Source organism: Agrobacterium sp. Azo12, from assembly GCF_029193765.2.
Lineage (GTDB): Bacteria > Pseudomonadota > Alphaproteobacteria > Rhizobiales > Rhizobiaceae > Agrobacterium.
Genome location: NZ_JARFYO020000003.1, coordinates 109,371 through 133,304 on the forward strand (window position 1 = coordinate 109,371; position 23,934 = coordinate 133,304).

Annotated in this window: 20 protein-coding genes and 1 pseudogene; 8 read left to right on the top strand and 13 right to left on the bottom strand. The window is 53.3% G+C overall.

Annotated features, from left to right (window positions below; translation table 11 throughout):
• Nucleotides 1-469: 469 nt before the first annotated feature.
• Complete coding sequence (rsgA, locus tag PYL13_RS22525) at nucleotides 470-1,492, bottom strand: ribosome small subunit-dependent GTPase A (protein ID WP_275642932.1); 1,023 nt, start codon at nucleotides 1,490-1,492, stop codon at nucleotides 470-472.
• Between the two features lie 866 nt (nucleotides 1,493-2,358).
• Between rsgA and PYL13_RS22530 the strand changes: the two genes are divergently transcribed.
• The 6 genes from PYL13_RS22530 to PYL13_RS22555 all read left to right on the top strand — a co-directional run bounded on the left by PYL13_RS22530 (nucleotide 2,359) and on the right by PYL13_RS22555 (nucleotide 8,196).
• The gene (locus PYL13_RS22530; RefSeq protein ID WP_275642933.1) at nucleotides 2,359-2,661 is read left to right on the top strand and encodes a hypothetical protein; all 303 of its coding nucleotides are present in this window, start codon (nucleotides 2,359-2,361) and stop codon (nucleotides 2,659-2,661) included.
• A 610-nt stretch (nucleotides 2,662-3,271) separates the two neighbouring features.
• Complete coding sequence (locus PYL13_RS22535; RefSeq protein WP_275642934.1) at nucleotides 3,272-3,721, top strand: tripartite tricarboxylate transporter TctB family protein; 450 nt, start codon at nucleotides 3,272-3,274, stop codon at nucleotides 3,719-3,721.
• Nucleotides 3,721-5,223, top strand: coding sequence for a tripartite tricarboxylate transporter permease (locus PYL13_RS22540; protein WP_275642935.1), 1,503 nt, complete (start codon nucleotides 3,721-3,723; stop codon nucleotides 5,221-5,223). The genes PYL13_RS22535 and PYL13_RS22540 overlap by 1 nt, the downstream gene beginning before the upstream one ends.
• A 74-nt stretch (nucleotides 5,224-5,297) precedes the next feature.
• Nucleotides 5,298-6,239, top strand: coding sequence for a Bug family tripartite tricarboxylate transporter substrate binding protein (locus PYL13_RS22545; protein ID WP_275642936.1), 942 nt, complete (start codon nucleotides 5,298-5,300; stop codon nucleotides 6,237-6,239).
• 59 nt (nucleotides 6,240-6,298) lie between these two features.
• Nucleotides 6,299-7,225, top strand: a complete 927-nt coding sequence (locus PYL13_RS22550) for a LysR family transcriptional regulator (protein ID WP_275642937.1) — start codon at nucleotides 6,299-6,301, stop codon at nucleotides 7,223-7,225.
• Between the two features lie 35 nt (nucleotides 7,226-7,260).
• Nucleotides 7,261-8,196 (top strand): hypothetical protein, encoded by a 936-nt coding sequence (locus PYL13_RS22555; RefSeq protein WP_275642938.1) that lies wholly within the window; start codon nucleotides 7,261-7,263, stop codon nucleotides 8,194-8,196.
• Between the two features lie 234 nt (nucleotides 8,197-8,430).
• Here the strand turns inward: PYL13_RS22555 and PYL13_RS22560 are convergent, their stop codons facing one another.
• From PYL13_RS22560 to PYL13_RS22610, 12 genes and pseudogenes are all read right to left on the bottom strand, one after another.
• Nucleotides 8,431-9,498 (bottom strand): HD domain-containing phosphohydrolase, encoded by a 1,068-nt coding sequence (locus PYL13_RS22560; protein ID WP_275642939.1) that lies wholly within the window; start codon nucleotides 9,496-9,498, stop codon nucleotides 8,431-8,433.
• A gap of 4 nt (nucleotides 9,499-9,502) precedes the next feature.
• Nucleotides 9,503-11,683 (bottom strand): ATP-binding protein, encoded by a 2,181-nt coding sequence (locus PYL13_RS22565; protein WP_275642940.1) that lies wholly within the window; start codon nucleotides 11,681-11,683, stop codon nucleotides 9,503-9,505.
• The gene (locus tag PYL13_RS22570) at nucleotides 11,683-12,180 is read right to left on the bottom strand and encodes a molybdopterin-dependent oxidoreductase (protein WP_275642941.1); all 498 of its coding nucleotides are present in this window, start codon (nucleotides 12,178-12,180) and stop codon (nucleotides 11,683-11,685) included. Before PYL13_RS22570 ends, PYL13_RS22565 begins: the two co-directional genes overlap by 1 nt.
• Nucleotides 12,181-12,265: 85 nt before the next feature.
• The gene (locus tag PYL13_RS22575; RefSeq protein ID WP_275642942.1) at nucleotides 12,266-13,867 is read right to left on the bottom strand and encodes a methyl-accepting chemotaxis protein; all 1,602 of its coding nucleotides are present in this window, start codon (nucleotides 13,865-13,867) and stop codon (nucleotides 12,266-12,268) included.
• Nucleotides 13,868-14,147: 280 nt separating this feature from the next.
• Nucleotides 14,148-15,173 (bottom strand): PAS domain-containing protein, encoded by a 1,026-nt coding sequence (locus PYL13_RS22580; RefSeq protein ID WP_275642943.1) that lies wholly within the window; start codon nucleotides 15,171-15,173, stop codon nucleotides 14,148-14,150.
• Between the two features lie 306 nt (nucleotides 15,174-15,479).
• Nucleotides 15,480-15,587 (bottom strand): annotated as a pseudogene (locus PYL13_RS26995) (ABC transporter ATP-binding protein); the annotation flags it as partial.
• A gap of 9 nt (nucleotides 15,588-15,596) precedes the next feature.
• On the bottom strand, nucleotides 15,597-15,830 hold the full coding sequence (locus tag PYL13_RS22585) for a BrnA antitoxin family protein (RefSeq protein WP_275642944.1): 234 nt from the start codon (nucleotides 15,828-15,830) through the stop codon (nucleotides 15,597-15,599).
• A 419-nt stretch (nucleotides 15,831-16,249) separates the two neighbouring features.
• Nucleotides 16,250-17,011 (bottom strand): ABC transporter ATP-binding protein, encoded by a 762-nt coding sequence (locus PYL13_RS22590; RefSeq protein ID WP_192489323.1) that lies wholly within the window; start codon nucleotides 17,009-17,011, stop codon nucleotides 16,250-16,252.
• Entirely contained in the window at nucleotides 17,011-17,847 is an 837-nt protein-coding gene (locus PYL13_RS22595) for an ABC transporter ATP-binding protein (RefSeq protein ID WP_275642945.1), read from the bottom strand. The genes PYL13_RS22590 and PYL13_RS22595 overlap by 1 nt, the downstream gene beginning before the upstream one ends.
• A 4-nt stretch (nucleotides 17,848-17,851) precedes the next feature.
• Nucleotides 17,852-18,739: an ABC transporter permease gene (locus tag PYL13_RS22600; RefSeq protein ID WP_192489325.1), complete on the bottom strand. Its 888-nt coding sequence runs from the start codon at nucleotides 18,737-18,739 to the stop codon at nucleotides 17,852-17,854.
• Nucleotides 18,739-19,761 (bottom strand): ABC transporter permease, encoded by a 1,023-nt coding sequence (locus PYL13_RS22605; protein ID WP_250984866.1) that lies wholly within the window; start codon nucleotides 19,759-19,761, stop codon nucleotides 18,739-18,741. The genes PYL13_RS22600 and PYL13_RS22605 overlap by 1 nt, the downstream gene beginning before the upstream one ends.
• A gap of 83 nt (nucleotides 19,762-19,844) precedes the next feature.
• Nucleotides 19,845-20,591: a FadR/GntR family transcriptional regulator gene (locus tag PYL13_RS22610; RefSeq protein WP_192490044.1), complete on the bottom strand. Its 747-nt coding sequence runs from the start codon at nucleotides 20,589-20,591 to the stop codon at nucleotides 19,845-19,847.
• 310 nt (nucleotides 20,592-20,901) lie between these two features.
• Between PYL13_RS22610 and PYL13_RS22615 the strand changes: the two genes are divergently transcribed.
• Both PYL13_RS22615 and PYL13_RS22620 read left to right on the top strand, forming a co-directional pair.
• On the top strand, nucleotides 20,902-22,050 hold the full coding sequence (locus tag PYL13_RS22615) for an enolase C-terminal domain-like protein (protein WP_275642946.1): 1,149 nt from the start codon (nucleotides 20,902-20,904) through the stop codon (nucleotides 22,048-22,050).
• 55 nt (nucleotides 22,051-22,105) lie between these two features.
• Nucleotides 22,106-23,716 carry an ABC transporter substrate-binding protein gene (locus PYL13_RS22620; RefSeq protein WP_275642947.1) on the top strand — a complete coding sequence of 537 codons (1,611 nt, stop codon included), beginning with the start codon at nucleotides 22,106-22,108 and terminating at the stop codon, nucleotides 23,714-23,716.
• The last annotated feature ends 218 nt before the right edge of the window (nucleotides 23,717-23,934 follow it).

The following is a 23,934-nucleotide window of genomic DNA, read 5'->3' on the forward strand; positions in this document are numbered from 1 at the left end:
GAGAGTCCAGCCTTCGATGAAGTCAAGCAGGTCAGTGTCACAAGACCCCTGTCTGGGAATAGATTTCCGTATCGTCCAATTATGTGCGGACGACATCATCTGGTTCCCCGATGCGAGTGCCAGCGTGCGATCGCTGATAGCATCCTCCTCTGACCGCCTTTGACGAGATGACGTTACCTGACTGAATTTTGTTTGGCGAGTTAAGCGTCGTAAATCGATGCAAAGGGCGAAGCCTGCCGACAATTAGTCAGACGGAGCAGTGCAGCATTCCATAACGATCGCGGACTGACCGTGTGCAGCCAAACGGAGGGCTGGCTGGTAGTCCGGAAATCAGGAGGCCTTCTCTACGGGGTGAGGGGCACCGCGACGGTGTTGCCGACTATGATGGCGACGGACTTTTAGCCTTGCAGTAGCGCTGTGATGATAGCGGTTACGCCGCCGTCGTTGCTCCACATCGTACCGCGGGGCTTCAATATTTCTTCTTGCGAACACTCTTGTTGCCACGTGCTCCGCTGATGACGGGTGTTCTCGCCAGATTTTCAGAGACAAGCCTGCGCCACCGATCAACGCGTTCGGCGGCCAAAGCTCCGCTTTTGACGGCCGTCTGAACTGCGCAGCCCGGCTCATGCGCATGGGTGCAATCACGAAATCGGCAATGTGGTGCAAGCTCAACGACGTCTGCAAAAAGTGTGTCTATACCGTCTGTGACATCACTGATGTAGAGTGTCCTGATCCCAGGGGTATCAATCACCCAGCCACCACCGGGAATGGCATGCAGGGATCGCGCGGTCGTGGTGTGACGGCCTTGCGCATCATATTCGCGAATAGGTCCGGTTTTCTGCTTTAAGTCGGACGCTGGGCCGGTCAGCGTGTTCACCAGCGTCGATTTTCCTACCCCTGAGGATCCAACCAAAGCAATCGTTTGGCCAGCACCGCACCAGGGACTTAAAAGAGACCTTGCATCGCCGGATCGACCATTTAGCGCAACGACAGGCAGATCACGCTGCAAAGCCTCTGCCTTGGTCTGAAACAGGCCGACATCGTCGGCGGTGTCAGCTTTTGTTAGCACGATTACCGGCTTACTCCCAGCCTGGTTGGCCATGATTATGTAGCGTTCCAGCCGATCACTATTGAAATCGGCATTGCACGACGTCACAATCAGCAGCGTATCGACGTTGGCAGCAACGAGTTGTTGGCCACGTCCGACCTCTGTACGCCGCTGAAACACCGCTTTCCTATCAAGCCGACGGACAAACATTTCAGAGTAGGGATCGGCTAAAACCCAATCTCCGACCGCAAATTCCGCCGTATTGGCATTGGCCGGAAGCACCAGCTCGACAGGCCCCGCGGCACCGATCACGTCGATGCGCGCGCGGTGAACCGATGCGACGCGCCGAGGCAAGAGGCCAGCTTCACCAGGCTTGATCTGATCTGCGAAGAAGTCTGACCAACCAAGCGATACCAAGGCGGTGTGAAGATGGGATTCGGTCAAATTTCTTATCGCATTCGCTGTCGGAGTTTACAGAGGTTTGATGGTTTCCTGCCTAGGTGCGCTGCTGTTCTCGCCTAGGCAAAGAGGTTGCGTAAGCAGCAGCTTCGCCGGAATATGGAAATGGGTCTGACAACTGACGGTCGCCGTCGTAAACCTGGAAGGCGGGTCCGTCGATTTCGACGATTTTATATCCATTCACGTATTCAAACTTTGTCGTTTTCCAACCCATAGAATGGTCTCCAATATCGGTCCGATGTTCTTAAACTCTGAAGATGATGTTCGACCGTCATACCCATCAGCCCATGGGTGTATCAGGTGTTTGCACAAAAGACGAATTGATCAGCACCACGTTGCGCATCTTGCGAAATACACCCACACGTCGGCGCTGTTCGGGCGGGCCCAAACTGCATTGGGTCAAGGAGCTTCCGCGACCGTGGTGCTGCCGAGCGGCGGCAGGACCGGTGGATCTTGGGTAATCCATATTTCGCTCAGCGCATTTCAGACAAGCAGCGCGATACGCGCATAGCTGAGTTGCACAGTAATTGTTTTCCAAATGGTCAAAAATCGGGCATAACGACTACAACCGATGCACATGGCGGCCTCCTCCCGGGATCGCAGCGTCGGTTGTTCCCCTCTGGAGGTTTTGAACCTTCAAACTTATAGGCCGCGACTTTTGTCGACGGCCTTTTTTCTTTCTCATTCCTGTCGGACGACTGTGCGTCATTACTGGCGCCGGAAAGCCACCGTGTGCGACTGAACCAATGGTAGAGAAATGGGCTTAAATTTCTTCTGTAGATTGTTGATTGATGCGTCTTGACGCGCGCTGCCAGACAATGGACTTGTTACGAAACGACTGCGGAATATCCATGCCATTCTATCTTGTCACCCAGACCACTCTCATTGAAGCGGATGACCCACAATCTGCGGCGCAAAACGCAATCGATTTGATCCGTTCAGGCTCCGAAGTGTTGGTTGCTGTTAAACGGGACCATACAGACATCTCTCATGTGGTTGTGGGTGCTAAGACACTACCATCAATTGTATCTGAAGAAACGACAGTCGGTGAGCTACCGGCAGAGCACGTCTCTGAGGTTATGTCACAACCTGGCAAGCTGACGTGGATGCACAAACTGGCCGATGCAATTTCGCTCAGAAGCTGGCGGCGTTGAACCAAATGCCATTCGGCCTCCTGATGGCAGGAAGATAATTTATCCGGAGCGCCGGTGGGACGGGCAATCAAATTGTCTTTTGTCATCTTCCGTATTGCAAAAACTCACAAACCACCATCGGCGCGATTTATGGCGATTCCTGCGTCAGCTCACCGATCAGTAAGAAAAAGGTCGATGAGAACCTTTTTCCTATCCGACGTTCGAAGGCGCTTGGCGATCGGACCATGACCGGTATGGTTGAATTTCCAGCGCAGACGCAGACATTGATGGTTCCTTCATTCTGGCTGAATGCAGCCTGTTGTGGCAATCGCATCGATCCCATCTCGGTCTTCAGATGGCGAATGCATGAAACCCGGAGGCCTGAACTCTGGCTTCTAGAGCTTGAACGGGACTACGGGGTAGAGAGGCCCGCTCAGCGTGATGCCGTCACGCGGAAGTCCTTGTCGCCTCGCCATGTTTCGCCAATGCCGATCTGCAAAATGCAAGCCTGGGCTGCAATCCGAACCATCATAACATTTAAGTATAATGCGATGACGCAATTTGATTTGATGTTATGCGCTCATAGTGATCATCTGCAGACGAACGCGGCGAAGATCGCAAGGGGACACATATGAAGTTATCTGATTCCGATAGAGCAGCAGGCCTGCTCTACCTTATTCTTGCCGTCTGTTTTGTCGTCCCGGCAATCGGGTATGGCTTTGGAAGCGTGCGCCGCCTAGGCGCGGGCGTATTTCCGCTGGTGGTAGGTCTGCTTCTCGCGCTTGTGGGCCTGCTACTCGTTATCAGGTCGCTAGTCGGCCACAAGGGGGCTGCGGTTGCAGAGATGAACCTGCGTACGCCAGCATATATTGTTGTAGCGTTGGTTTTTGCTGCTGCAACTTTACGGGTTGGAGGCATAGCGGTTGCTGTGCCAGGCGCCGTTTTGATTTCCAGCCGTGCCTCGCGTGATTTTCCCATATCGCACGCTCTTAAACTGGCTGCGCTTTTGACGGTGTTCGTCTGGCTTGTCTTTGTCGTTGGCTTCAGCGTGCGCCTCCCGTTTCTGGCAGGAGTTTTGTAATGGATTGGTTTGCAAACCTCGCGGGCGGTTTCGAGACAGCCGTAACGTTAAATAACATTATGTTATGCTTCATCGGTGTTTTGCTTGGGACCGCAATCGGTGTTCTTCCGGGTGTGGGACCGCTTGTCACAATAGCGATATTGCTACCATTGACATATTCGTTGGAGCCAACGAGTGCCTTGATCATGCTCTCGGGCATATACTACGGTGCCCAATATGGTGGATCGACCACAGCGATCCTGGTGAACCTGCCAGGGGAATCTGGTTCCGTTGTTACCTGCATTGACGGCAATGCGATGGCCAGAAACGGCCGTGCAGGATCAGCGTTGGCGATAGCTGCGCTAGGATCGTTCTTTGCTGGCACCGTAGGCACACTTATGATTGCGGCGTTCTCGCCATATCTTTCAAAGATAGCACTATCCTTCGGGCCGGCAGACTACTTCTCGCTAATGGTTCTTGGTTTGGTCGCTGCAATCGTGCTTGCATCCGGTGGCCTGCTGAAGGCGTTCGGAATGATCCTTGTGGGAATTCTTCTGGGTTCGGTCGGTACCGACCTCACGACTGGCACGGCGCGTTACACTTTTGGTACTTTCGAGCTTCTTGACGGCTTGGAATTTACCGCGCTGGCGATGGGCCTGTTCGCGATCGGCGACATTATCGCCAATGCGAGCAAAACCCATGACCGCAGTATGGTGAAGGGCAAGGTCACGGATCTTTGGCCAAACAAGCAAGAATTTAAGGAAGCCTGGCCAGCTGTCCTGAGGGGCACGGCGCTGGGATCACTCCTTGGATTGCTCCCTGGCGGTGGTGCCACGCTGTCCTCCTTTGCATCCTATTCGATTGAAAAGAAGCTTTCAAAACATCCGGAACGATTTGGCAAAGGGGCACCTGCTGGCGTTGCTGCACCTGAGAGTGCCAACAATGCTGGCGCCCAGAGCGCGTTCATCCCAATGTTGACGTTAGGTTTGCCGTCGAACGGGGTCATGGCCATGATGATTGGCGCGATGATGATCCATAACATCGTTCCCGGTCCCGAGGTGATGACACGCAATGCAGATCTTTTTTGGGGTCTGGTCGCCTCAATGTGGATCGGCAACTTTCTGCTCGTCATTATCAATCTGCCACTGATCGGCATTTGGGTCCGCTTGCTTCGCCTGCCTTACAATATGCTCTTCCCGGCTATCCTGATATTTTCCTTGGTAGGCCTGTACTCCATCGGAAATACGTCTGCGCCGATCTTGATGGCGGCCGGTTTTGGCATCCTTGGTTATCTGTTCAACCGCTTGGGTTGTGAGCCTGCGCCTTTGTTGCTCGGATTCATTCTCGGCCCGATGATCGAAGTCTATATGCGCCGCGCGCTGCTGTTGTCCAAAGGAGACGTCAGCGTTTTTGTAACGCAACCGCTTTCGCTCGTTCTTTTGCTGACCGCGCTCGCACTCCTGATTTCCGTTCTTTCGCCCGTGGTGCGCAGGAAACGAGAAGAAGTCTTTGTTGAAGACTAAAGCCTGCCAAAAAATACAAAAAGGGAACTTTCAGAATGTACAAAATCTCACGCAGAACTTTCGCAGCTTTAACCTTGGCATCGTTAATCCCAATGACGACAGGTGCGTTGGCGGATGAATTCCCGTCACGCGCCGTCACAATCATCGTTCCTTATGCGCCGGGTGGCCAGGGTGATATCACGGGCCGCCTGATTGCGGAGCACTTGTCGCCACTGATCGGGCAGCCAGTGACCGTCGAGAATCGACCGGGCGCCAATGGCGTTATCGGGATCTCTGCGATAGCCAATGCCGAGGCCGATGGCCATACGATTGGTGTCGTTGTTGCGTCTCATGCGATGGCGAAGGCTTTGGTTCCCAACCTGCCCTACGACCCTGTAACAAGTTTCACCCCCATAACCACGACTGCAAGAACAGACATCGTGATGGTTACCACGCCATCGATCGGTGTAAAAAATGTCGAGGAGTTTATTTCCTACGCAAAAGAACATGCCGGCGATGTCGCCTTCGATTCATCCGGTCAGGGCAGCAACACCCATCTGTTTGGAGAATGGTTTGCAGATGCGGCAGGCATCGAGATGATTCATGTGCCGTACCAGGGCTCTGGGGACGCAATGCCAGACCTGCTGTCAGGCGTTATTCAAGTTGGCTTCAAGTCGGTGCTGGCGGTCCGTGGATATATTGACAGCGGTCAGCTCGTAGCGATTGCCGCTGGGGGTCCTGAACGTACAGCCGTTTATCCTGACCTTCCTACCGCTGCCGAACAGGGTGTCACTGGCTATAGTGCCAATACATGGGGCATGGTTCTTGCTCCAGCCAACATTCCTGCAGAACGCGTCCAATACCTGAACTCAAAGATCGTGGAAGTTCTGAAAAAACCGGAGGTGGTTGAAAAGTTTTCTTCGATGGGGGCAACGGTCGTTGCCGATAGTCCTGAGGCGGCGAGATCCATGCTGCAAAGTGAGGAGAAGACCTATTCCGATCTTATCACCCGCCTTGGCATCAAGTTAGGCCAGTAAAAGATTTGCCCCTCGCGACATCGCGAGGGGCAACCATCGTCGGGTCTATAGGGGATGATATGGGAAACAGATCGCTAAATCCGCGCCAGCTCGAGGCGTTTCGCGCCGTCATGGTATCTGGAAGCATTACCAAAGCGGGGCTTCTTCTTTCCATTTCGCAGCCTGCGGTGACACGGCTCATACGTGATCTTGAACTTGATCTTGAAATGCAACTGTTTTCACGCAGTGGTGCGACAGTCAGTCCTACTCCAGAAGCAAGAGAGTTTTTCAACGAGGTGGAGCGGCATTTCATTTCGACTGAAAGATTGCGGGAGAGCGCCTCCAGCATTCGGGAGTTTGGAACAGGAAGGCTTAGAATTGCGGCAATACCTGCACTTTCCGGCCATTGCTTGCCGGATGCACTTGCTCGTTACGCGTCTGATTTCCCCAATACTATAGTATCTGTGCACAACGGCGCATCGGTTGACCTCATCGATCTTGTTGCCGCCAGCCACGTGGATGTCGCCATCATTGCGCGTCCTGCATCTCGCAACGACTGCTCATTCCGGCTTCTTCCGGAGGCAGAGGCTGTGTGCATACTTCCCCGCACTCATCCACTTGCCGAAAAGAAGGTCATTAGTCCGGCAGACCTTGATAAACAGGACTATATCGCGTTGGGCCACGGCAGCCTGATGCGTATGGAGTTAGAGGCGCTATTGCGCGCGGCTGAGGCGCATCCACGCTTGCGCGTAGAAAGTCTGTTTTCAGGAACCGTTGTCCACTATGTCAATCGTGGACTGGGGCTGGCGATTGTTGATCCTCTGGTCGCGTCGATGGTCGATACATCGAGCACAGTGGTGCGCAAATTCTCTCCCAAAATTCGCTATCAACTGTCCGTTGTCTACGCGCCTGAAATCGTCCGAAGCCCGATGCTGGAGCGTTTTGTGGAAGTGTTTACCGAAACCTATGAGCGATTGACACGATCACTTCAGGCGCATGTCGCATGACCTTGCTCTAAACTAAAACACCGAAAGGAACTGATATGAAGGACTTCGAGGACTTCCTCGTTGCGATGGATGCTGCCGTTGCGCGGGTCGCGCAGGAGGAGCCTGAGGAACACCGCAAACTTCGAACCGGCAAGCTTGAGGCTCGGCCTGGTGGTAAGGGAAGTTATTTCACGACGCTCGACATCGCCCATGGAATGCTGCGAGATTTTACAATGTACATTGTCTATCCTGGCCTTGTTCTGCACCGCCAGCGGCAAGAACTGGATGCATCGCGAGCAATGATTGCAGAGATGTTCCCCACGGTTTTAAACTATCTCGGCTACAGTGGTTTTGGCGAATTGAAGGTGCTCGGGCATAGGCTGTTGCGCTTGGCTCCAACATTGAACAACGAGCAGTTTGATCAGGCGCTCACTCGGTTTCTCCGTTACACAAACCTACTCTATGGCTGGGCATATCACTGGTTCCCTTGGAACATCGGTGATGCCATGCGTTATGAAGAAGGGGGCGAAATCGAACTTCCAGAAGTCGTTGACAGCCTCGAGCCGACAAGCACGCTGATAAAGTTGAGGTGGGACCCAATTGGTATTGAAGTCAACGCATTTGTAGTCACTGACGGCAATGCGGAGTTGTGCAATGAGCTGATGGCCATCATGCCGTTTAAATGCCTTCAGACGCATGCGATGGTCGCTGGCGAGTCACTTATGGCTTACACGCCTCTGGTATCAACCGCACCCACGCCTTTCAAAGAGGAAATACGTCTTGCCCCTCCGGGTCGCATAAGGTTCAACCCAAGGACAGGGCAGAAGCTGATTGTGCAATATGGGCGCACGACAGAAGATATTCTCGCTCCGGTTATCGGTTCCGTTCTGCCCGAAGATGTTTCGAAGCTTGCCAAGGTCGGCGCAGCTGTATGGGAATCCACCTATCTCCACAAGGAGCCGGTCTGGTTGACCGTCGAGCGCTTGAGGTAGGCCTAAAATCCATATCGGCTCAGTACCAGCCAGTGTATTGAGCCGATATTCTGAAATTACTTAGCCGGTCCTCCACTCTGTTTTGAGGGATGCGGCTGCTGCCCACGGAAGAATAAGCGGGTCTTTTGACAATAGGTTTTTAGATATATTGCAAACGATTAATCGATAGTCTTGGAAACTCCGTGGCCTAGAGTAGGTCCTGCCAATAAGGCAAGTACACAGGCAAGGCTCGTATTACAGACAGGCAGCGAGCCGCGGATGCTCTTCTGCCTGATCCTCATAGTCTTGCATTATGTCGCGAATACGTGGTTTTGCGAAGGAGAAGGCGACCACGCAGGCGGGATCGAAATGCGAGTCAGCGCATGAAACGATATACGCGACGGCATCTTCGAAACTCCATGCAGGCTTATATGGCCTGGCAACCGTCAAAGCATCAAACGTATCGGCTATTGCCACAATCCGGGCAGATAGAGGAATGTCGAAACGACGCCTCTGCTGCGGATACCCGGTGCCATCCCATCTTTCATGGTGACTGCCCGCAATTTCGGCTGCAAGCTGCAACAATTTGGACCGAGATCCGGCCAGGATTTGGTAGCCTATAGATGCATGTTGTTTCATTTCGTTGAACTCTTCGTCCGTCAACTTGCCCTTTTTCAGCAAGATTGCATCTGGCGTAGCAACCTTGCCAATGTCATGCATTGGAGCGGCCCAGCGAATGTCTGTTGCAACTTCTTGATCAAGCCCATACGCGAGAGCAATGGCTTCGGCGTACGCGCCGACACGTTGCGTGTGTTTTCCTGTTTCAGGGTCTTTGTACCCGGCCGCCATCGTCAGTCGATCAATAATTTCGTGCTCGCGGTCTTTCAGCTCTGCAGTTGCCTTGTCCACTTCGGATTTAAGCCACGCGGCGCGATCGGCCAGTTTGTTGCGCGCGTCGGCCAAAGCTACGAGGTTGCGCACGCGCGCGCTGAACTCCAGTGGATTGATTGGCTTTGTTAAATAGTCCATCGCACCGCAATTGAGTGCTGCCATGCGGGTATCAATATCAGTGGCGCCGGTTACAAATACGAAGGCCTTTTCACGGTATTGCTCAAGGGACACCAGCGCTTTCATCAATTCAATACCGTTCATCCCGGGCATCTGGAAATCAAATATCGCAATATCGAAATTAAGCTGTGGCACCTGTTCAAGCACAAGATCCGGCCGGAGAAATGGCACGGCCTGGCAACCTGCCAGGCGCTCCACCAAATGCGTAAGCAGTGCGAGATTGGTTTTGTTGTCGTCTACCAGCAGAATGCGCATCAATTCACCTGACAAAGTGTTTACGGGATTCGTCGATCATGTCGGAGAGGGCATTTAATTCAGAGATGTCATTCCAGGCGCCACGCAATGCCTGCGATTTGTGGGCGATGCTATCAAAGCCCAGATTGGCGGCAGCACCTTTTAGTGTGTGAAGACATGCATCCATGCCAATGTGATCAGCTCTTTTCAGCGCTGCGCAGGTATCGTCAAGCAATAGTACCGCATCGTCAAAAAATGAGAGAACCAGTCCGTCGAAGGCGGGTCTGCCAATCACTGCGATCAACTCCTGCGCGCGTGGTGACATGTCATCGCTTTCCACCTTGTCGGCTATTGCGATTTTTGACTGGCTTTGGGAAATCAGCTCGTGAAGTTGTTGCAACTTGATGGGTTTCAACTGGAACCCGTCCATGCCTGACTGTAGACAGCGCTCACGATCCTGATCAGACGCGTTGGCGGTCATGGCATAAATTAGCGCGTTGGCGCATTGCCCAGTACCCGACCGGATCATTTGTGTGGCTTCGATACCATCCATCACCGGCATCTGCATATCCATGAATATCATGTCGAAGTGCTGCGACGCCGCAACCTCGACAGCGATCGCGCCATTTTCAGCAAGCGTAACATTTTGTCCAAGGTGTTTGAGAAATTGCATCGCGACTTGCTGATTGACGAGGTTGTCCTCAACCACAAGGATGTCGAGCCGTGGAAGCGATGGCTGAAGGGTTTCGAATGCTTCAGACGTAGCCGGGCCGGATGCCATGGCGTACTCAACTGGCACTTCCAGCCAGAATGTGCTGCCCTGTCCCAAAATGCTGTCTACGCCCATCTCGCCATTCATTGCGGCAACAATCTGCTTGCAAATTGTCAGGCCCAAGCCGGTACCACCATATTTGCGGGAAATGCTGGCGTCTACCTGGCTGAAAGGTTGAAACAGCCTGGCCATCCCGTCAGTATCGATACCAATGCCTGTGTCGCGCACTTCAATGCGCAGTCTGAGGCCGTCGGATGTCTCTCGCTCCTTCACCACCAGCGTGACCGAACCATTGCTGGTAAACTTGACAGCGTTGCCGAGCAGATTCAGCACAATCTGGCGCAATCGCGTAGGGTCGGTCATGATATTCGGTGCAGGTAAATGGACGGGCATATCGACGAGCAGCGTGTTCCCGCCATCAGTCGCCCGGCCACGCATCATCTCGATGGTATTATCGATAAGTGTAACAAGGTTGACAGTCCGATACTCCAGTTCGAGCTTGCCATGCTCGATCTTTGAAAAATCGAGTATTTCGTTGATGATGTCGAGAAGTGCCTCACCCGAGCGCTGAATGGTCTTGATATTGGGAACGACATGATCCGGCAGTGTTTTGAGCTTCAGCAACTCAACCATTCCCAAAATGGCGTTCAAAGGAGTCCTGATTTCATGGCCTATGGTTGCCATGAATTGTGATTTCGCGCGGTTTCCTGCCTCGGCGGCATGGTATGCGTCATTGATGCGCCGCGCCATCGCCTCCAAGCTTAGACCAGCTTCACGAACGTTCTTGAGCTGACGCCTGAGCGTGTAGATCAAAAACACCACACAGACGATAATAAGCACGGTCAGGAGCATGGACGCCCGTGCCAGTTCGCTCAGGATTGTACGGTTTTCTGCGCGGGCTATGCTGAGTGCATTATTGCTGTAGTTGAGCAACTGTTCGCTGCTCTTGGTCATCTGCGTCACATCATCCAGCAACAGCTCCAGACCCTGCATGTCCGGATTGCTGTTGGCGGCAATAGCGTCAAATAACGGCGCGTTGGCAAATATCACCGATCGAATGGTTTGCAGATAGGTCTGAACCGTTGTGTCGGTTGAAAAATAGTACTCAAACCGAGCCTGATCGAGCATTACCATTCGCGAATAGAGGATGTCATAACGCAGCGACAGCTTCTCAACGACCGCGTCTGATGTGTCCAGCGTTAATATCATCCGCGTCAGTTCTTCCTCAAACCTGCGGGATTCCCTTTCCAATTGATAGACCGACCACAGGGCATTTTCCTTGATGCCGTCCTGAAGTTCTGCGTAACGTTTGGATATGTCAGAATAGACCCATGCCAGCAGCGCCAGGAGAATGACAGCAAAGACCTGAAGGACGGCTGTCGATTTGCCAGCCTTGCGGATTACTTCGCCACTGGCATGGGCGGCATGAATCATTACCGGACCTCAATCGACTTTATCTGCCAGACCGAGCGGGAGAAGTACTTTTCGTTATAGGTTTCCGGCCTAAGATCAAACGGATAGATAAGAAAAAGCGGACCTTTTTCCCGGACGTTCATCGGCGCGCCATTCATGCGCGTGGCAAGGATAGTGTCGAGATCGTATGCATCGGAAAATGGGACGTCCGCTGCGTAGTCATTTAATGCGACCACTTTCAAGTTGCCACCCTTGGCACCTGCCGCTTCAAGAACCGACCGCAACAACGGTCCGCTAAACTTTACGGTTCCCTCTGTCCATGGTGTTTCCATGGTGCCGCTGCGACCCGCCAGCGCCTCAAGCATGGGAAGGTCAAATTGCGCAGTATCGCCGACATTGGCTTGGGTTACATGGCCCGAGATGGTCAAAACCACCTTGCCCTTTGGCATATCAAGACAGAACGCATGCTGCGCTGTCATTAGACTGATGGCAAAGCCGGTAAGTAGTGCAAGTCTCATTACGGTTCCCTCTGTGCGATTTTGAAGGTGGGTCCAAGCCTTGGCCAATTATGGTCAAAGTCGGGTTTTCCATTTGCTTGGCGTGTCAGAACTCTTCCCAAGATGCGTCACGCAGAGCAGCCGCCGGCGCCGCGGAAAAGCTCGATTTTACAGCCCTGACAAGCTGATGTGCTGGAGAGCGAACGGGTGTACCGAGATGACCAGTCAAGCCTGGCCGACTGCTGGCCGGATGGGTTGGCACCTTGAAATCGGCGACAAGTCTCTCCAGCTTGATTGCTTCATCCGAGAGTTTAGCCGTTGCCGCCGAGGACTCTTCCACCATGGCGGCGTTTTGTTGGGTGATACTGTCCAGACTACCAATAGCCGCATTGATCTCCGCAATACCGGTTGCTTGTTCCTGCGATGATTTCGAAATGGATACCATGTGATCATTGATCGAACGGACTTGATCACCAATGCTTTGCAAGGCTGACCCGGTACGATTGACCAAGCCAACCCCACGGACGACCTCTTCCGAGGATTTGCCAATCAGGGCAGTGATTTCTTTGGCCGCCTTGGCTGAGCGTTGTGCAAGTTCGCGAACTTCCTGCGCCACAACAGCGAACCCTTTGCCTTGATCTCCGGCGCGCGCTGCCTCGACACCGGCATTCAGTGCCAGGAGATTTGTCTGAAAGGCAATCTCATCTATTACGCTGATGATCTCGGTCATTTCCCTGGACGAGCTTTCAATCTGGCTCATGGCGGTAATGGCCTGTTCCACTACCAACCCGGAATCGGTCGCTTCCATGGCAGATTTGTGCACAAGACCCTGAATTTCATTCGTCCGGTCTTGTGCCTGGCGGGAGATAGTGCTGATTTCTTCGAGTGCTGCGGCCGTTTCCTCAAGGGCGGTTGCCTGCTTCTCCGTGCGGCGCGCCATCTCATTTGTAGCTGAGGATATTTCGTGCGACTGCGCAGATACCAAAGCGACTGCCCTGTGAATTTCAGAGATTGCTGTACCCAAGCCCAGTAGGGATGAATTGTAATTGTCCTTCAAGGCGGTGAAATTTTCGGCCACTTGTTCGGTCAGTGGTGATGTGAGATCACCGGACGCAAGCGTTGCCAAGGCACGGTCGAGCGCATCTATTGCAACATCCTGGTCCTGCTTGAGCAACGCCTGTTGTTGCTCAGCCTTTTTTCGCTCCTGGTCGAGAGAGTCGAGATAAACTGAAATGGCGTAGTCCATATCGACAAGTGCAGCCTTCATGACTGCAGATATTCCATCCGACACCTTGTCTCGCTTTTTGCGCAACAGGCGACCCGGCATTTGTGCAGCAACGACACGGCGCACGATCTGTTCCAGGATGAGAGCGTAGCCGCCGATGTACCAACGCGGCTCGAGACCAAGACGGGCGTGGGTTCGTCCAACTGTCGTCACTGCCTCGACATAGGTGTCGTCAAACCGTGCGGATGCGATATTTTCCCAATGGCGAACCTGGCGTGATTTGGCGTGCTGAATGTGGGACTCGCTGGAGAAGAATTTCGCCGTGTCGGGATGAACTCTGGCCTTGCCATAAAAGATGTTGAGCGCTCCGTCGAGCGACGCTGCAATGACAGAAGAGAGGTCGGCCAACGCCGCCCGTTGGCGATTGTCCAGCCCTACAAAATCGAGCCGTTCCTGAAGCTGGTTCCGAGCATGATGCTGCATTTTACACGACTTTCTGTTCGGCGAGCAAATTGGCACGCGCGCAACGTTTGCGTTGGTCATTGGAGAGAATACGGAAAATGGGCTGCATCATGCAGGTAACGTCACTGCTCCCCGTCGACCACCAGTCTAGCAAGGGGCGTTTAGTGGAGGCTTTATATTTGCTTATTTAGAAATGCTTATTTAATGGACCAAAATTGCCCAGAAATGCAAAATGAGCCAATCTGGCTCACCTCGCAGAGATATGTTGCCGTTTGTGGGCGAAAATCGCTCAGCGGACGTTCTACCCGCCCGAGTAGAATCTATTGTCGCTTAGAACGATTGACAGGCTGCCTTCATTTTGAACGAAGAGAACACCGTGAGCCTCGAAGGCAGTCCGCACTGCGGCCACTGCTTCAGGCCGAACCGAAGTCGTAGATGCTTCCATGCGCCGAACAGTAGAAAAGGACACGCCAGAATGATTTGAAAGATCCTGGGCCGACCAGTTTAGAAATCCTCTTGCGGCCCGAACCTGTGATGCACACAAAGCTACAGGCGTACGCCGTGGCAATTGGCTTGGCTCTACCATAACCGAATGACCAACCCATTGTTCGATACGGCCATGGTTTCCCAAAATAGGCATAGCGCGGTTGGCAATATGCACATAGTGTCCGGCCACGGTTCTCACGCGGAATGTCAAGACATATTCCCCCCGAGTATCTATCGCCTGCTTCCATGCTGCGCGAAAGGAACTTCTATCTTCGGGGTGTATTGCTGCAAGTGTTTCCCAGTCATGAGCTTGCGCGGCGGTTTCACCGGTTAGCTTAGTCCAGTCTGCGGTTTCAATCAGTTTGCCATTGGGATAGGCTCGCCAGACCTTGCCTTTGAGAAGCCCCGTGAGCGCTGTGTTAGTACGCTCTTCTGCAAGTAGGGCAGATCTTGTTTCTTCTTCCTGGGTAACATCGGCGATCACGCCAAAAAGAATCATCGTGTTTCCATGGCGGTCGTGGTGCGGTTGCGCTTTGCTGAAGAGCCAACGCAGAGTGCCATCAGGCCTGATAATACGAAAGCGCCTATCCTGAGTGCGCTTGTCGGATGCGAGCCCTACCGCATTGTCAAAGTCCCATTGATCATCGGGGTGGACGAGCGATTGGAAAAGGTCCAGGCTGGGAACCACGGACGTCGGCTCGTAACCCAGCATTCTGAACAGACCATACGACCAGACGAGCTCACTTGTAGCTAGATCCCAAACCCACGTTCCGACATTCAACTTTTCTTCCAAAAGACGAAGCTTGGAATCTGCTGTTTTCAGCGGGCGGATTTGCGTCATAGATGGTCGTCCCGGTAAAGTTCTCTCGCGGTGTAATTTTGAATTGCAGCTGCTGAATTAGGCGAACCCTCGCAAAATAGCAAAGGCTTGCACGACCTGTATGTTCGCACTTTAGTATATGAGAATAAGCATTGTGATATTGATCGAAGTCAATTTCGCAAAATATTATTGCATGGACCCGCCTCAACCAGGTTTCGACTTGCTTACGCGCAAATTTCCAAACTGCTTGTCGACGCATCGCACCCGTCGCTTTATTACTTCTGTCGTAGATGTGAATAAAACGAATTGCGGTGCAAAACTCCATACTTGGCGTGGCAGGATTTCCGTAATCTTGCCCCGCAACATCACTGCAAAGCGATCACACATATGATCGACCACGGCCAGATGATGTGTGACCATGATGTAGGTGACGCCACAAGAGCGTTAAGTTGCTTCATTCACCGCTGCCCGTAGGGCGTCATTAATACGGTCCTGCCAGCCTGGGCCGTCTGTTTGGAAGTGCGCCAAGATATCGCTGTCGATTTTCAGCGACACCAACTCCTTGGCATTGCGGATAACCGGACGTTCAAAGACCGGCGCCGTGACTTTCTTGGCCGGTTTGAACAGCGCCTCGGCTGCGTCTTTAGGATTGGACGGTCGTCGTGGTGTCGTCGCCATTGTTATTTCCTTTCGTGCAAATCTGGTGTGCACGTTTTAATTCAGCTTGGCCAGAGGGGGCGCAATCTCTGCTCGAGTTCTTTCTCGACAAATTGATCAGAATCGTGCAGCAAACGCAGGTCACCCTTACGCTGAACAGTCTGTAAGCGACACCCCGATCAGCTCGTGCTGAACTGCGCGCAACTGAAGCTCTCTTCAATGTACAGCCTAATCGTGAGCTGAGAAACCTGTCGCCGTTTGCCGGTATGATGGTGTTTCAAGGCATCGCAGAGTTGTCGTCATCTTTTGGAAGACCTGACCGCTTTGAACACGCTATCTACTCGGCAAGAAATTCCATTCGAGTACAATAAGGCACGCTGTCGTTTTCGCTAATAATTGACAGCGAACACGGCTATTAGACTTGAAAATTTTCAGGCGTTTTAATGTGCGCCTTCATACTCCAGAGATGCACCAATCAGTTCACGCGCATAATCATGCGTGGCACCGTTTCCAGCGATGGCTTGGCGCGGCAGGATTTCGGTAATTTCGCCCCGCAACATCACCGCAAAGCGATCACACATATGATCAACCACAGCCAGATCATGGGTGACCATGATGTAGGTAAAACCACGCTCTTCGCGAAGACGCTGCAACAGGTTGAGAATTTCCGCCTGAACAGACACATCCAGTGCCGAAGTTGGTTCATCCAATAGCAGCAAGGATGGCTCCAGGATCAGCGCGCGGGCAATAGCAACGCGCTGGCGCTGACCGCCGGACAGCTGGTGCGGAAAACGATCAAGGAAGGACACCGGCAGCCCAACATCGGTGATGGCCTTGCGCATCCGCTCTTCCCTGTCTCCCAGCTTGTGGATGACCAGCGGTTCATTCAACACGGTCCGCACCGACTGGCGCGGATGCAAGGAACCATAGGGGTCCTGAAACACCATTTGCAGGATGCGGCAACGGTCGATCAGCGGCATATCCCGAACGGATTTGCCCGCGATCAGCACCTCACCCTTCCAGAAATCCGTCAGCATGGAAACGCAGCGCAGGACGGTGGACTTACCAGAGCCGGATTCACCGACGAGGCCAAAACATTCTCCCGGCTGAACAGAAAACGATACACCGGGCAGAACCTTGACCGCATTGGGTTCAGTACCGAAGGAAATGGAAAGATCGCGAGTTTCAACAGAAACGGACATCAGACAGTTTCCTCCAGCCATTCAGGACGACGGTCAAGCACTGCAAGCGGCGCGCGCGCGCCGCCAATACGCGGCTGTGCAGCCAGCAGACCACGTGTGTAAGGGTGTTGCGCATTATCGAGATTACGCGCCTCAAGGGTTTCCACAACGCGACCGGCATACATGATAAGAACACGGTCACAGAAGTTGCGCACCAGATTAAGGTCGTGACTGATCATGATCAGGCCAATACCGCGATCGCGCACAAGACTGTCGAGAATATTGAGCACCTGAAGGCGCACGGTCACATCAAGTGCCGAGGTTGGCTCATCGGCAATCACCAGATCAGGATCGGCCAGCAGCATCATGGCAATCATCACACGCTGGCCCATACCGCCGGAAATCTCGTGCGGATACTGCTGGTAGACACGCTGCGGGTCACGGATTTTCACCGCCTCCAGCATGGCCAGCGCCTTGTCTTTACCTTCCGACTTGGCGCATTTGAAATGCCGCAAATAGGTTTCAGCCACCTGATCGCCCACCCGACGGATCGGGTTCAACGAAAACTTCGGATCCTGAAGGATCATCGACATACGACGACCGCGAACCTTGAGCATCTCTTTTTCCGAGAGCGATAGAAGGTCGAGTTCGTCGAAACGCAACGTGTCAGCGGTAATGGTCGCACCGGGCAGCAGTCTCAGCAACGCACGTCCTACGGTCGATTTACCAGAGCCACTTTCCCCAACGATACCGAGACGTTCGCGTCCAAGGGTGAAGGACACTCCGCGCACGGCTTCCGTGGCGGAGCCACCATAACGAATGCGGAGATTTTCAACGTCAAGAATGGTCTTTTCCATCGTCTTATCTCCGGTTCATCTGCTTCGGGTCGAGTGCATCACGCAAACCGTCGCCCAACAGGTTGAAGGCAAGACTGACCGACAGGATGGCAACGCCCGGGAAGGTCACCAACCACCAGCTATCCAGCATATAACGCCGTCCCGTCGCGATCATTGCGCCCCATTCCGGCAATGGTGGCTGTGCACCGAGACCGAGAAAGCCAAGGCCAGCAGCTGTCAGGATCACCGTTGCCATATTGAGTGTCAGGCGGATGAGAACAGATGGCAGACACATCGGCATGATCGACTTGACGATGATGCGCATGGGTGACGCACCCTGAAGACGTGCGGCCGCGATGTAATCTGCATTGCGGAAGGTCATTGCTTCAGCACGTGCCAGACGCGCAATCGGTGGCCACGAGGTCAAGGCAATGGCGATGATTGCATTGTTGAGGCTTGGCCCAAGCGCCGCAACAAAAGCCAGCGACAGGATGAGGCTCGGAAAAGACAGGAAGATATCGGTAATGCGCATCATCACGGTATCAAACTTGCCACCAAGATAACCGGACGCCGTACCGACAATCAGTCCAATCGGGCCAACAATGATCGACACCAGAAAGATGATCGTCAGTGTGATACGGGCACCCCAGATCAGGCGGCTGAAAATATCGCGTCCCAGCTCGTCCGTACCGAACAGATGTCCATTGCCAGGTGCCTGCAGGGTGTTGACCAGATCCTGAGCATAGGGGTCATGTGTTGCAATGAATGGCGCAAAAACCGCCGCCAGAATAAGCAGTCCCAGAACGATCAGACCAAAGGTCGAGGTCGGACTTTTCAGCAGAAAAACAAAGATGTTCTTCAGGGCATTCAACCAGGCGGGAAGACGCACTGTGCTTTGTGTTTGCGTGGTCATCAGCGTGTCCTCGGATCAAAGAAGCGGTAGAGAACGTCAGACAACAGGTTAAGCCCGATGAAGATGACGCCCACGATCAGTACGCAGGTCATAACCGCGTTCATATCGCCGATAATCAGGTTGCTGGTGAGGTACTGGCCAAAACCGGGCCAAGCGAAAACCGTTTCAATCAGCACGGCACCTTCAAGCAGTGAGCCATAGGCCAGCGCCACGATGGTAACGAGCTGGACGCGGATGTTGCCAAAGGCGTGTAACCAGACGGTCTGTCGGCTGGAAAGGCCTTTCACTCGGGCCGTCGTCACATATTCCTGACCCAGCTGATCCAGCATGAAGCTGCGGGTCATACGGGTGATATAGGCCGATGACGAATACCCAAGCAGGCTGGCGGGAAGAATGAGGTGGTTTACCGCCGACCAGAACACATCCATGTCACCGGCAAGCAGGCTGTCGATCAGCAGGAAACCCGTCCGCTCGTCGACCAGGCCGATATAGAACTGGTCCATACGGCCACTGCCGCCAACCAAGCCAAGATGGGCATAAAACACGATCAGCGCGATCATACCGGTCCAGAAAATCGGCATGGAATGGCCGAACAGACTGACGACACGCACGGCATGGTCCTGCCAGCGATCCTTGTTCACAGCCGCAAACACGCCAAGCGGCACACCAAGGCCTGCACCAATGATGATGGCAAAGGTTGCCAGCTCGATCGTCGCCGGCATGACATGCAGGATATCCTGGATGACCGGCTGACCGGTGCGAATAGACGTGCCGAAATTACCCGTCAGCACATCGCGCAGATATAAGAAGAACTGCTCCCACACGGGGCGGTCGAGACCGAGCGAACGAAAGACCTGCTCATAGGTCTCCCGTGTCGCATCTTCACCGACAATAGCCCGCACCGGGTCGGCGGGCATCATACGGCCAATAAAGAAAGTTAGCATAAGCAAGCCGAGCAGGGTGACCGCTATCGTACCGAACTGGTCGGCAAATCGCATAAACCGCAGCCTCCACATAGACATGTTTCCTCCCGCCTGCCTCCCGAGCAGGTTCATGATGTTATTATGGTGAGTTGACGATGCCTGAGCGCATCGACTTTGCCTTGCTACATAGCGATGCGAGCCAGGAGCAGATTTTTGTAACGTTCGAGACTGCCTTCCAGGTGAGCTCGCATGGCGGCACGTGCATCTTCGGACGATCCACGCAATATGGCATTGACGATCCGCCCGTGTTCTTCCTGAAGATGGGGATTTTTAGGAAGCAGCGAGGCGGAATCCTCCGATATGGCCTTCGGCCCTGCCGCCACCATTCCTGCTTTGACTAGTAACATCAATTCAGGAAACCGGCTGTTTTGCGTGGCTTCGGCAATCTTCAGGTGGAGATTGAAATCTGTGTAACGTGTCGGCTGCTCCTGTTCGATATCTTCAGCCACTCGGCGATGCGCATCGAAAATTGCTTCAAGCTGGGTCGCCGAGCGTCGCGTAGCAGCGAGCGATGCCGCCTCCGTTTCAAACCCAAGCCGCAACTCGATCAACTCAATGACCGACGAAATTCGCTCCAATGACAGGTCAGCAAACGGGACTGGTTCTTGAACACGCTCCGCTACGAACGCGCCAACGCCTCGCCTGACTTCGACGAGACCCTTTGATCTCAGGATTGCGATAGCTTCTCTGACGACTGCACGGCTGACTGAATGCTGTCGAGCGAGTTCAGTTTCGCTCGACAGGCGGTCACCAGCCTCAAGATCGCCGTGCTCAATGCCTTCGCGCAAAGTATCCGTGATGCGGGCAACAAGAGGGCGTGCATCCGTGGCGGCCAATGACAGGCTGTCAAGCGATGTCGTTTTGTTCATTCCGGTCCTCCTGATCTCCTGAATTCTTCATACTACGAGACAATATGTATGACAAGTGATGGCTGTTGTTCAATCGTGGTAGGACAGCAAAAATTTTATTTTCGTTTTCGTTTAACGGAATAAAGATAGAAAAAACAAGTTTATAGATGTCGTATTGAAATCCGATGAAGTGTCCATCTTCTCGATGCGTCAAAAAAAGCACTGAAGTCGTGTTTACATGTCCTACTACGTTGTGGAATTGTTGTGCACGTGAAATCTGTGCCGGTTGCGTCCAGCCGCCAAGGTCAAATGAATGCTAGGGAGTTGAAGAATGAAGATTGTCGATGTGCGTGTCCGCACGTTTTGGCACACCACCCATCTGCAAAAGGATACGGATGGTCACGATCACCCGGGGCCAGCAAAGCGGGTAAGAAAGTCCATTCTAACGCTGGTCGCCGAAAACGGCATGGAGGGACACGCGTTTGGCAGCCCTGAACAGGTTCGTTCGCATCTGCTCGACAACTTCATCAAGCCAGTGCTGTTACATCAGGACGCATTTGCACGCGAACGGTTGTGGCAGGATCTGGCACACTGGCAACGGGGCAGTGGTGGCCAGTTGAGTGACAGAACACTTGGCGTTGTGGATGTGGCACTTTGGGATCTGTGCGGGAAACTGGCGAACATACCGTCCTACAAGCTGGCAGGATCGTACAGGGACAAGGTGCCGACCTATGGTTCGATCATGTGCGGTGACGAGATTGAAGGCGGACTGGCGACGCCTGAGGATTACGGTCGCTTTGCTGAATGGCTTGTTAAACGCGGTTACCGTGCCATCAAGCTGCACACTTGGATGCCCCCTGTAAGCTGGTCTCCCAATATCGACATGGATTTGAAAGCCTGTGCTGCCGTGCGCGAAGCTGTCGGACCTGCGATACCGCTCATGCTGGACGCTTATCACTGGTATTCGCGTGAGGAGGCATACACGCTCGGTAAAGGTCTTGAGAAGTTGAACTTTACATGGATTGAGGAAGTAATGGACGAGCAGTCGATGTCCTCGTACGCATGGCTTGCCGCCGAACTGAAAATCCCCGTGATTGGTCCTGAGTCCATGGGTGGCAAGTACAAGCACCGGGCCGAATGGGTAAAGGCGGGTGCCTGCGATATTTTGCGCACCGGCGTTGAGGATGTCGGAGGTATTACGCCTGCGTTGAAGACAATGCATCTGGCGGAGAGTTTTGGCATGAATTGCGAGGTTCATGGTCACGGCGCTGAAAATCTTCTGATATCTGCAGTCAGCAAAAACTGCCGCTGGTACGAGCGTGGCCTCCTGCATCCCATGCTGGATTATGATGCATGCCCCGAATACCTCAACTCCATTGATGATCCGATGGATTCTGAAGGCTACGTGTCGCTGTCTCAACAGCCGGGGATCGGCGTCGACATCAACCTTGATTACATCAACGACAACCTGGTGAAGTGAGAGAGTCTTTGCCACGTAGGCGCCCTGAGGAGGAAACGCCATGGGAGGAAATATTATGAAAAAGTTGAACCGGCGAGGTTTTATCGCAACCACGACGGCTATGGTTCTCCTGGCTTTGCAGCCATGGACGGCCGTCGCTAAAACACCGGAAAACCAACTGGTCGTCGGGTTTTCGATGGCTAACGTTCTGACGCTTGATCCGGCTGGCGCAGGTGGCAAAGAACGTGTCCAGATCATCACCAATCTTTATGACAATCTCATTGCTATTGACCCGGACGACCGTACCGCACTCAAACCAGAACTTGCGGAGAACTGGACTGTTGCGCAGGACGGAACATCCATACGTCTTAACTTACGACCCGGGGCCGCTTTCGCTTCTGGAAACCCTGTTACCAGCGAAGATGTCGTCTGGTCCTTCAAGCGCGTCCTGAAACTCAACCTTGCCCAAGCCACGAATTTCAAGATTAGGGGTTACACCGCGCAAAATGCTGACGAAAACTTCATAGCAATAGACCCGCAGACAGTTGAAATTCGCATTCCGCAAAAGACCGACCCGAAAATCATTCTCCTGACGATCGCAATGACCGGTCCAGGATCCATCCTGGATATGAAAACGGTGCTTGAAAACGAAAAGAACGGCGATCTCGGCAGCGCTTGGCTTGCAACACATGCAGCAGGGTCCGGTGCATTCGACCTGCAGGTCATGACGCCGAACGAGATGGTGGTCCTGAAGCGCAATGAAAACTACTGGGGCGCACCCGCGACTATGGACAGGGTGATAATGCGGCATCTGCCGGAATCTCAGTCTCAGAGATTGCTTCTTGGCAAAGGTGATCTGGACATCGCCTATTCACTGAGCGCTGGAGACCTCAGTGCACTGGAAAAGGACAAGGACGTCAAGATAATCAACGAGGTCGGTAACGGTCTCTATTATCTGGCCATGTCAGTAAAGGATAAGGCGCTGTCAGATCCCAAGGTCAGACAAGCAATAATCGAGCTCATTGATTTCAAAGCGATCAACGATGCCGTTATGAAATATTACGGGGTCCTTCATGTTGACCCGATCCAAATTGGTCTGGGTGGTGAAAACAATGACACTCCGCCTGAGCGGGACATCGAAGGCGCCAAGTTGCTCTTGAAAGAAGCAGGATATCCAGACGGCCTGCAACTGTCCTTACACGCCCTGTCGGAACCACCGTTTGACAATCTATCAGTCGCCATTCAGGGCGCGTTGTCAGATGGGGGCGTGGATGTAAAATTGATCACAGGCGGTGGAGAGACTGTTTATGGACCAATGCGCAAACGCGAATTCCAGCTGCTGGTAGGGCGAAGTGGCGGCCAGGTTTCTCATCCAGACGGTGACCTGCGAAGTATTGTCCATAATCCTGACAATAGTGATGAAGCGCAATTGTCAGGTCTTTTGAGCTGGCGGGTTTCTTACCGCGACGAAGAGCTCAACAATAAGATTGATAAGGCGCTGTTCATGGCACCCGAGCAGCAAAAAGCCGAATATGCCAAAATCCAGCAAATCTATCGCGATCGAGTGCCCGCGATCCAGGCAATCTCTCAGGTCACTGACTCCGTTGCCATACGCGCAGACATCACCGGACTGACCATAAGCCCTGTCTGGCAGACAAGGCTCTCGACTATCGGGAAAGCAAGGTAAGGGAGACGGCGATCTGAGTGGATAATTGATTTATTGGCACGGATCGCTCAAAAACATTGACCCGGCTAGCAGGTACAAATCCTGCAGCCGGGCAAAATCCCACCTCGTTACAACAGCCGTTTTCTTGGCTTAATATGCGACAAGGCGCATTTCTATCGATTTGTCGAAATCTTCGCAGCGCAACTCCGGTCGCGTCTGTCGGCGCGTTTCCCGATCAA

Bases quoted from the DNA above. Each gene is read 5' to 3' on its own strand.
- PYL13_RS22600 (WP_192489325.1), bottom strand. From the start codon at position 18,739: ATGACCACGCAAACACAAAGCACAGTGCGTCTTCCCGCCTGGTTGAAT.
- PYL13_RS22560 (WP_275642939.1), bottom strand. From the start codon at position 9,498: ATGCGCATTCTGCTGGTAGACGACAACAAAACCAATCTCGCACTGCTT.
- PYL13_RS22575 (WP_275642942.1), bottom strand. From the start codon at position 13,867: ATGCAGCATCATGCTCGGAACCAGCTTCAGGAACGGCTCGATTTTGTA.
- PYL13_RS22605 (WP_250984866.1), bottom strand. From the start codon at position 19,761: ATGTCTATGTGGAGGCTGCGGTTTATGCGATTTGCCGACCAGTTCGGT.
- PYL13_RS22580 (WP_275642943.1), bottom strand. From the start codon at position 15,173: ATGACGCAAATCCGCCCGCTGAAAACAGCAGATTCCAAGCTTCGTCTT.
- PYL13_RS22615 (WP_275642946.1), top strand. From the start codon at position 20,902: ATGAAGATTGTCGATGTGCGTGTCCGCACGTTTTGGCACACCACCCAT.
- PYL13_RS22610 (WP_192490044.1), bottom strand. From the start codon at position 20,591: ATGAACAAAACGACATCGCTTGACAGCCTGTCATTGGCCGCCACGGAT.
- PYL13_RS22585 (WP_275642944.1), bottom strand. From the start codon at position 15,830: ATGGCGACGACACCACGACGACCGTCCAATCCTAAAGACGCAGCCGAG.
- PYL13_RS22540 (WP_275642935.1), top strand. From the start codon at position 3,721: ATGGATTGGTTTGCAAACCTCGCGGGCGGTTTCGAGACAGCCGTAACG.
- PYL13_RS22555 (WP_275642938.1), top strand. From the start codon at position 7,261: ATGAAGGACTTCGAGGACTTCCTCGTTGCGATGGATGCTGCCGTTGCG.
- PYL13_RS22565 (WP_275642940.1), bottom strand. From the start codon at position 11,683: ATGATTCATGCCGCCCATGCCAGTGGCGAAGTAATCCGCAAGGCTGGC.
- PYL13_RS22570 (WP_275642941.1), bottom strand. From the start codon at position 12,180: ATGAGACTTGCACTACTTACCGGCTTTGCCATCAGTCTAATGACAGCG.
- PYL13_RS22550 (WP_275642937.1), top strand. From the start codon at position 6,299: ATGGGAAACAGATCGCTAAATCCGCGCCAGCTCGAGGCGTTTCGCGCC.
- PYL13_RS22590 (WP_192489323.1), bottom strand. From the start codon at position 17,011: ATGTCCGTTTCTGTTGAAACTCGCGATCTTTCCATTTCCTTCGGTACT.
- PYL13_RS22530 (WP_275642933.1), top strand. From the start codon at position 2,359: ATGCCATTCTATCTTGTCACCCAGACCACTCTCATTGAAGCGGATGAC.
- PYL13_RS22535 (WP_275642934.1), top strand. From the start codon at position 3,272: ATGAAGTTATCTGATTCCGATAGAGCAGCAGGCCTGCTCTACCTTATT.
- PYL13_RS22620 (WP_275642947.1), top strand. From the start codon at position 22,106: ATGAAAAAGTTGAACCGGCGAGGTTTTATCGCAACCACGACGGCTATG.
- PYL13_RS22595 (WP_275642945.1), bottom strand. From the start codon at position 17,847: ATGGAAAAGACCATTCTTGACGTTGAAAATCTCCGCATTCGTTATGGT.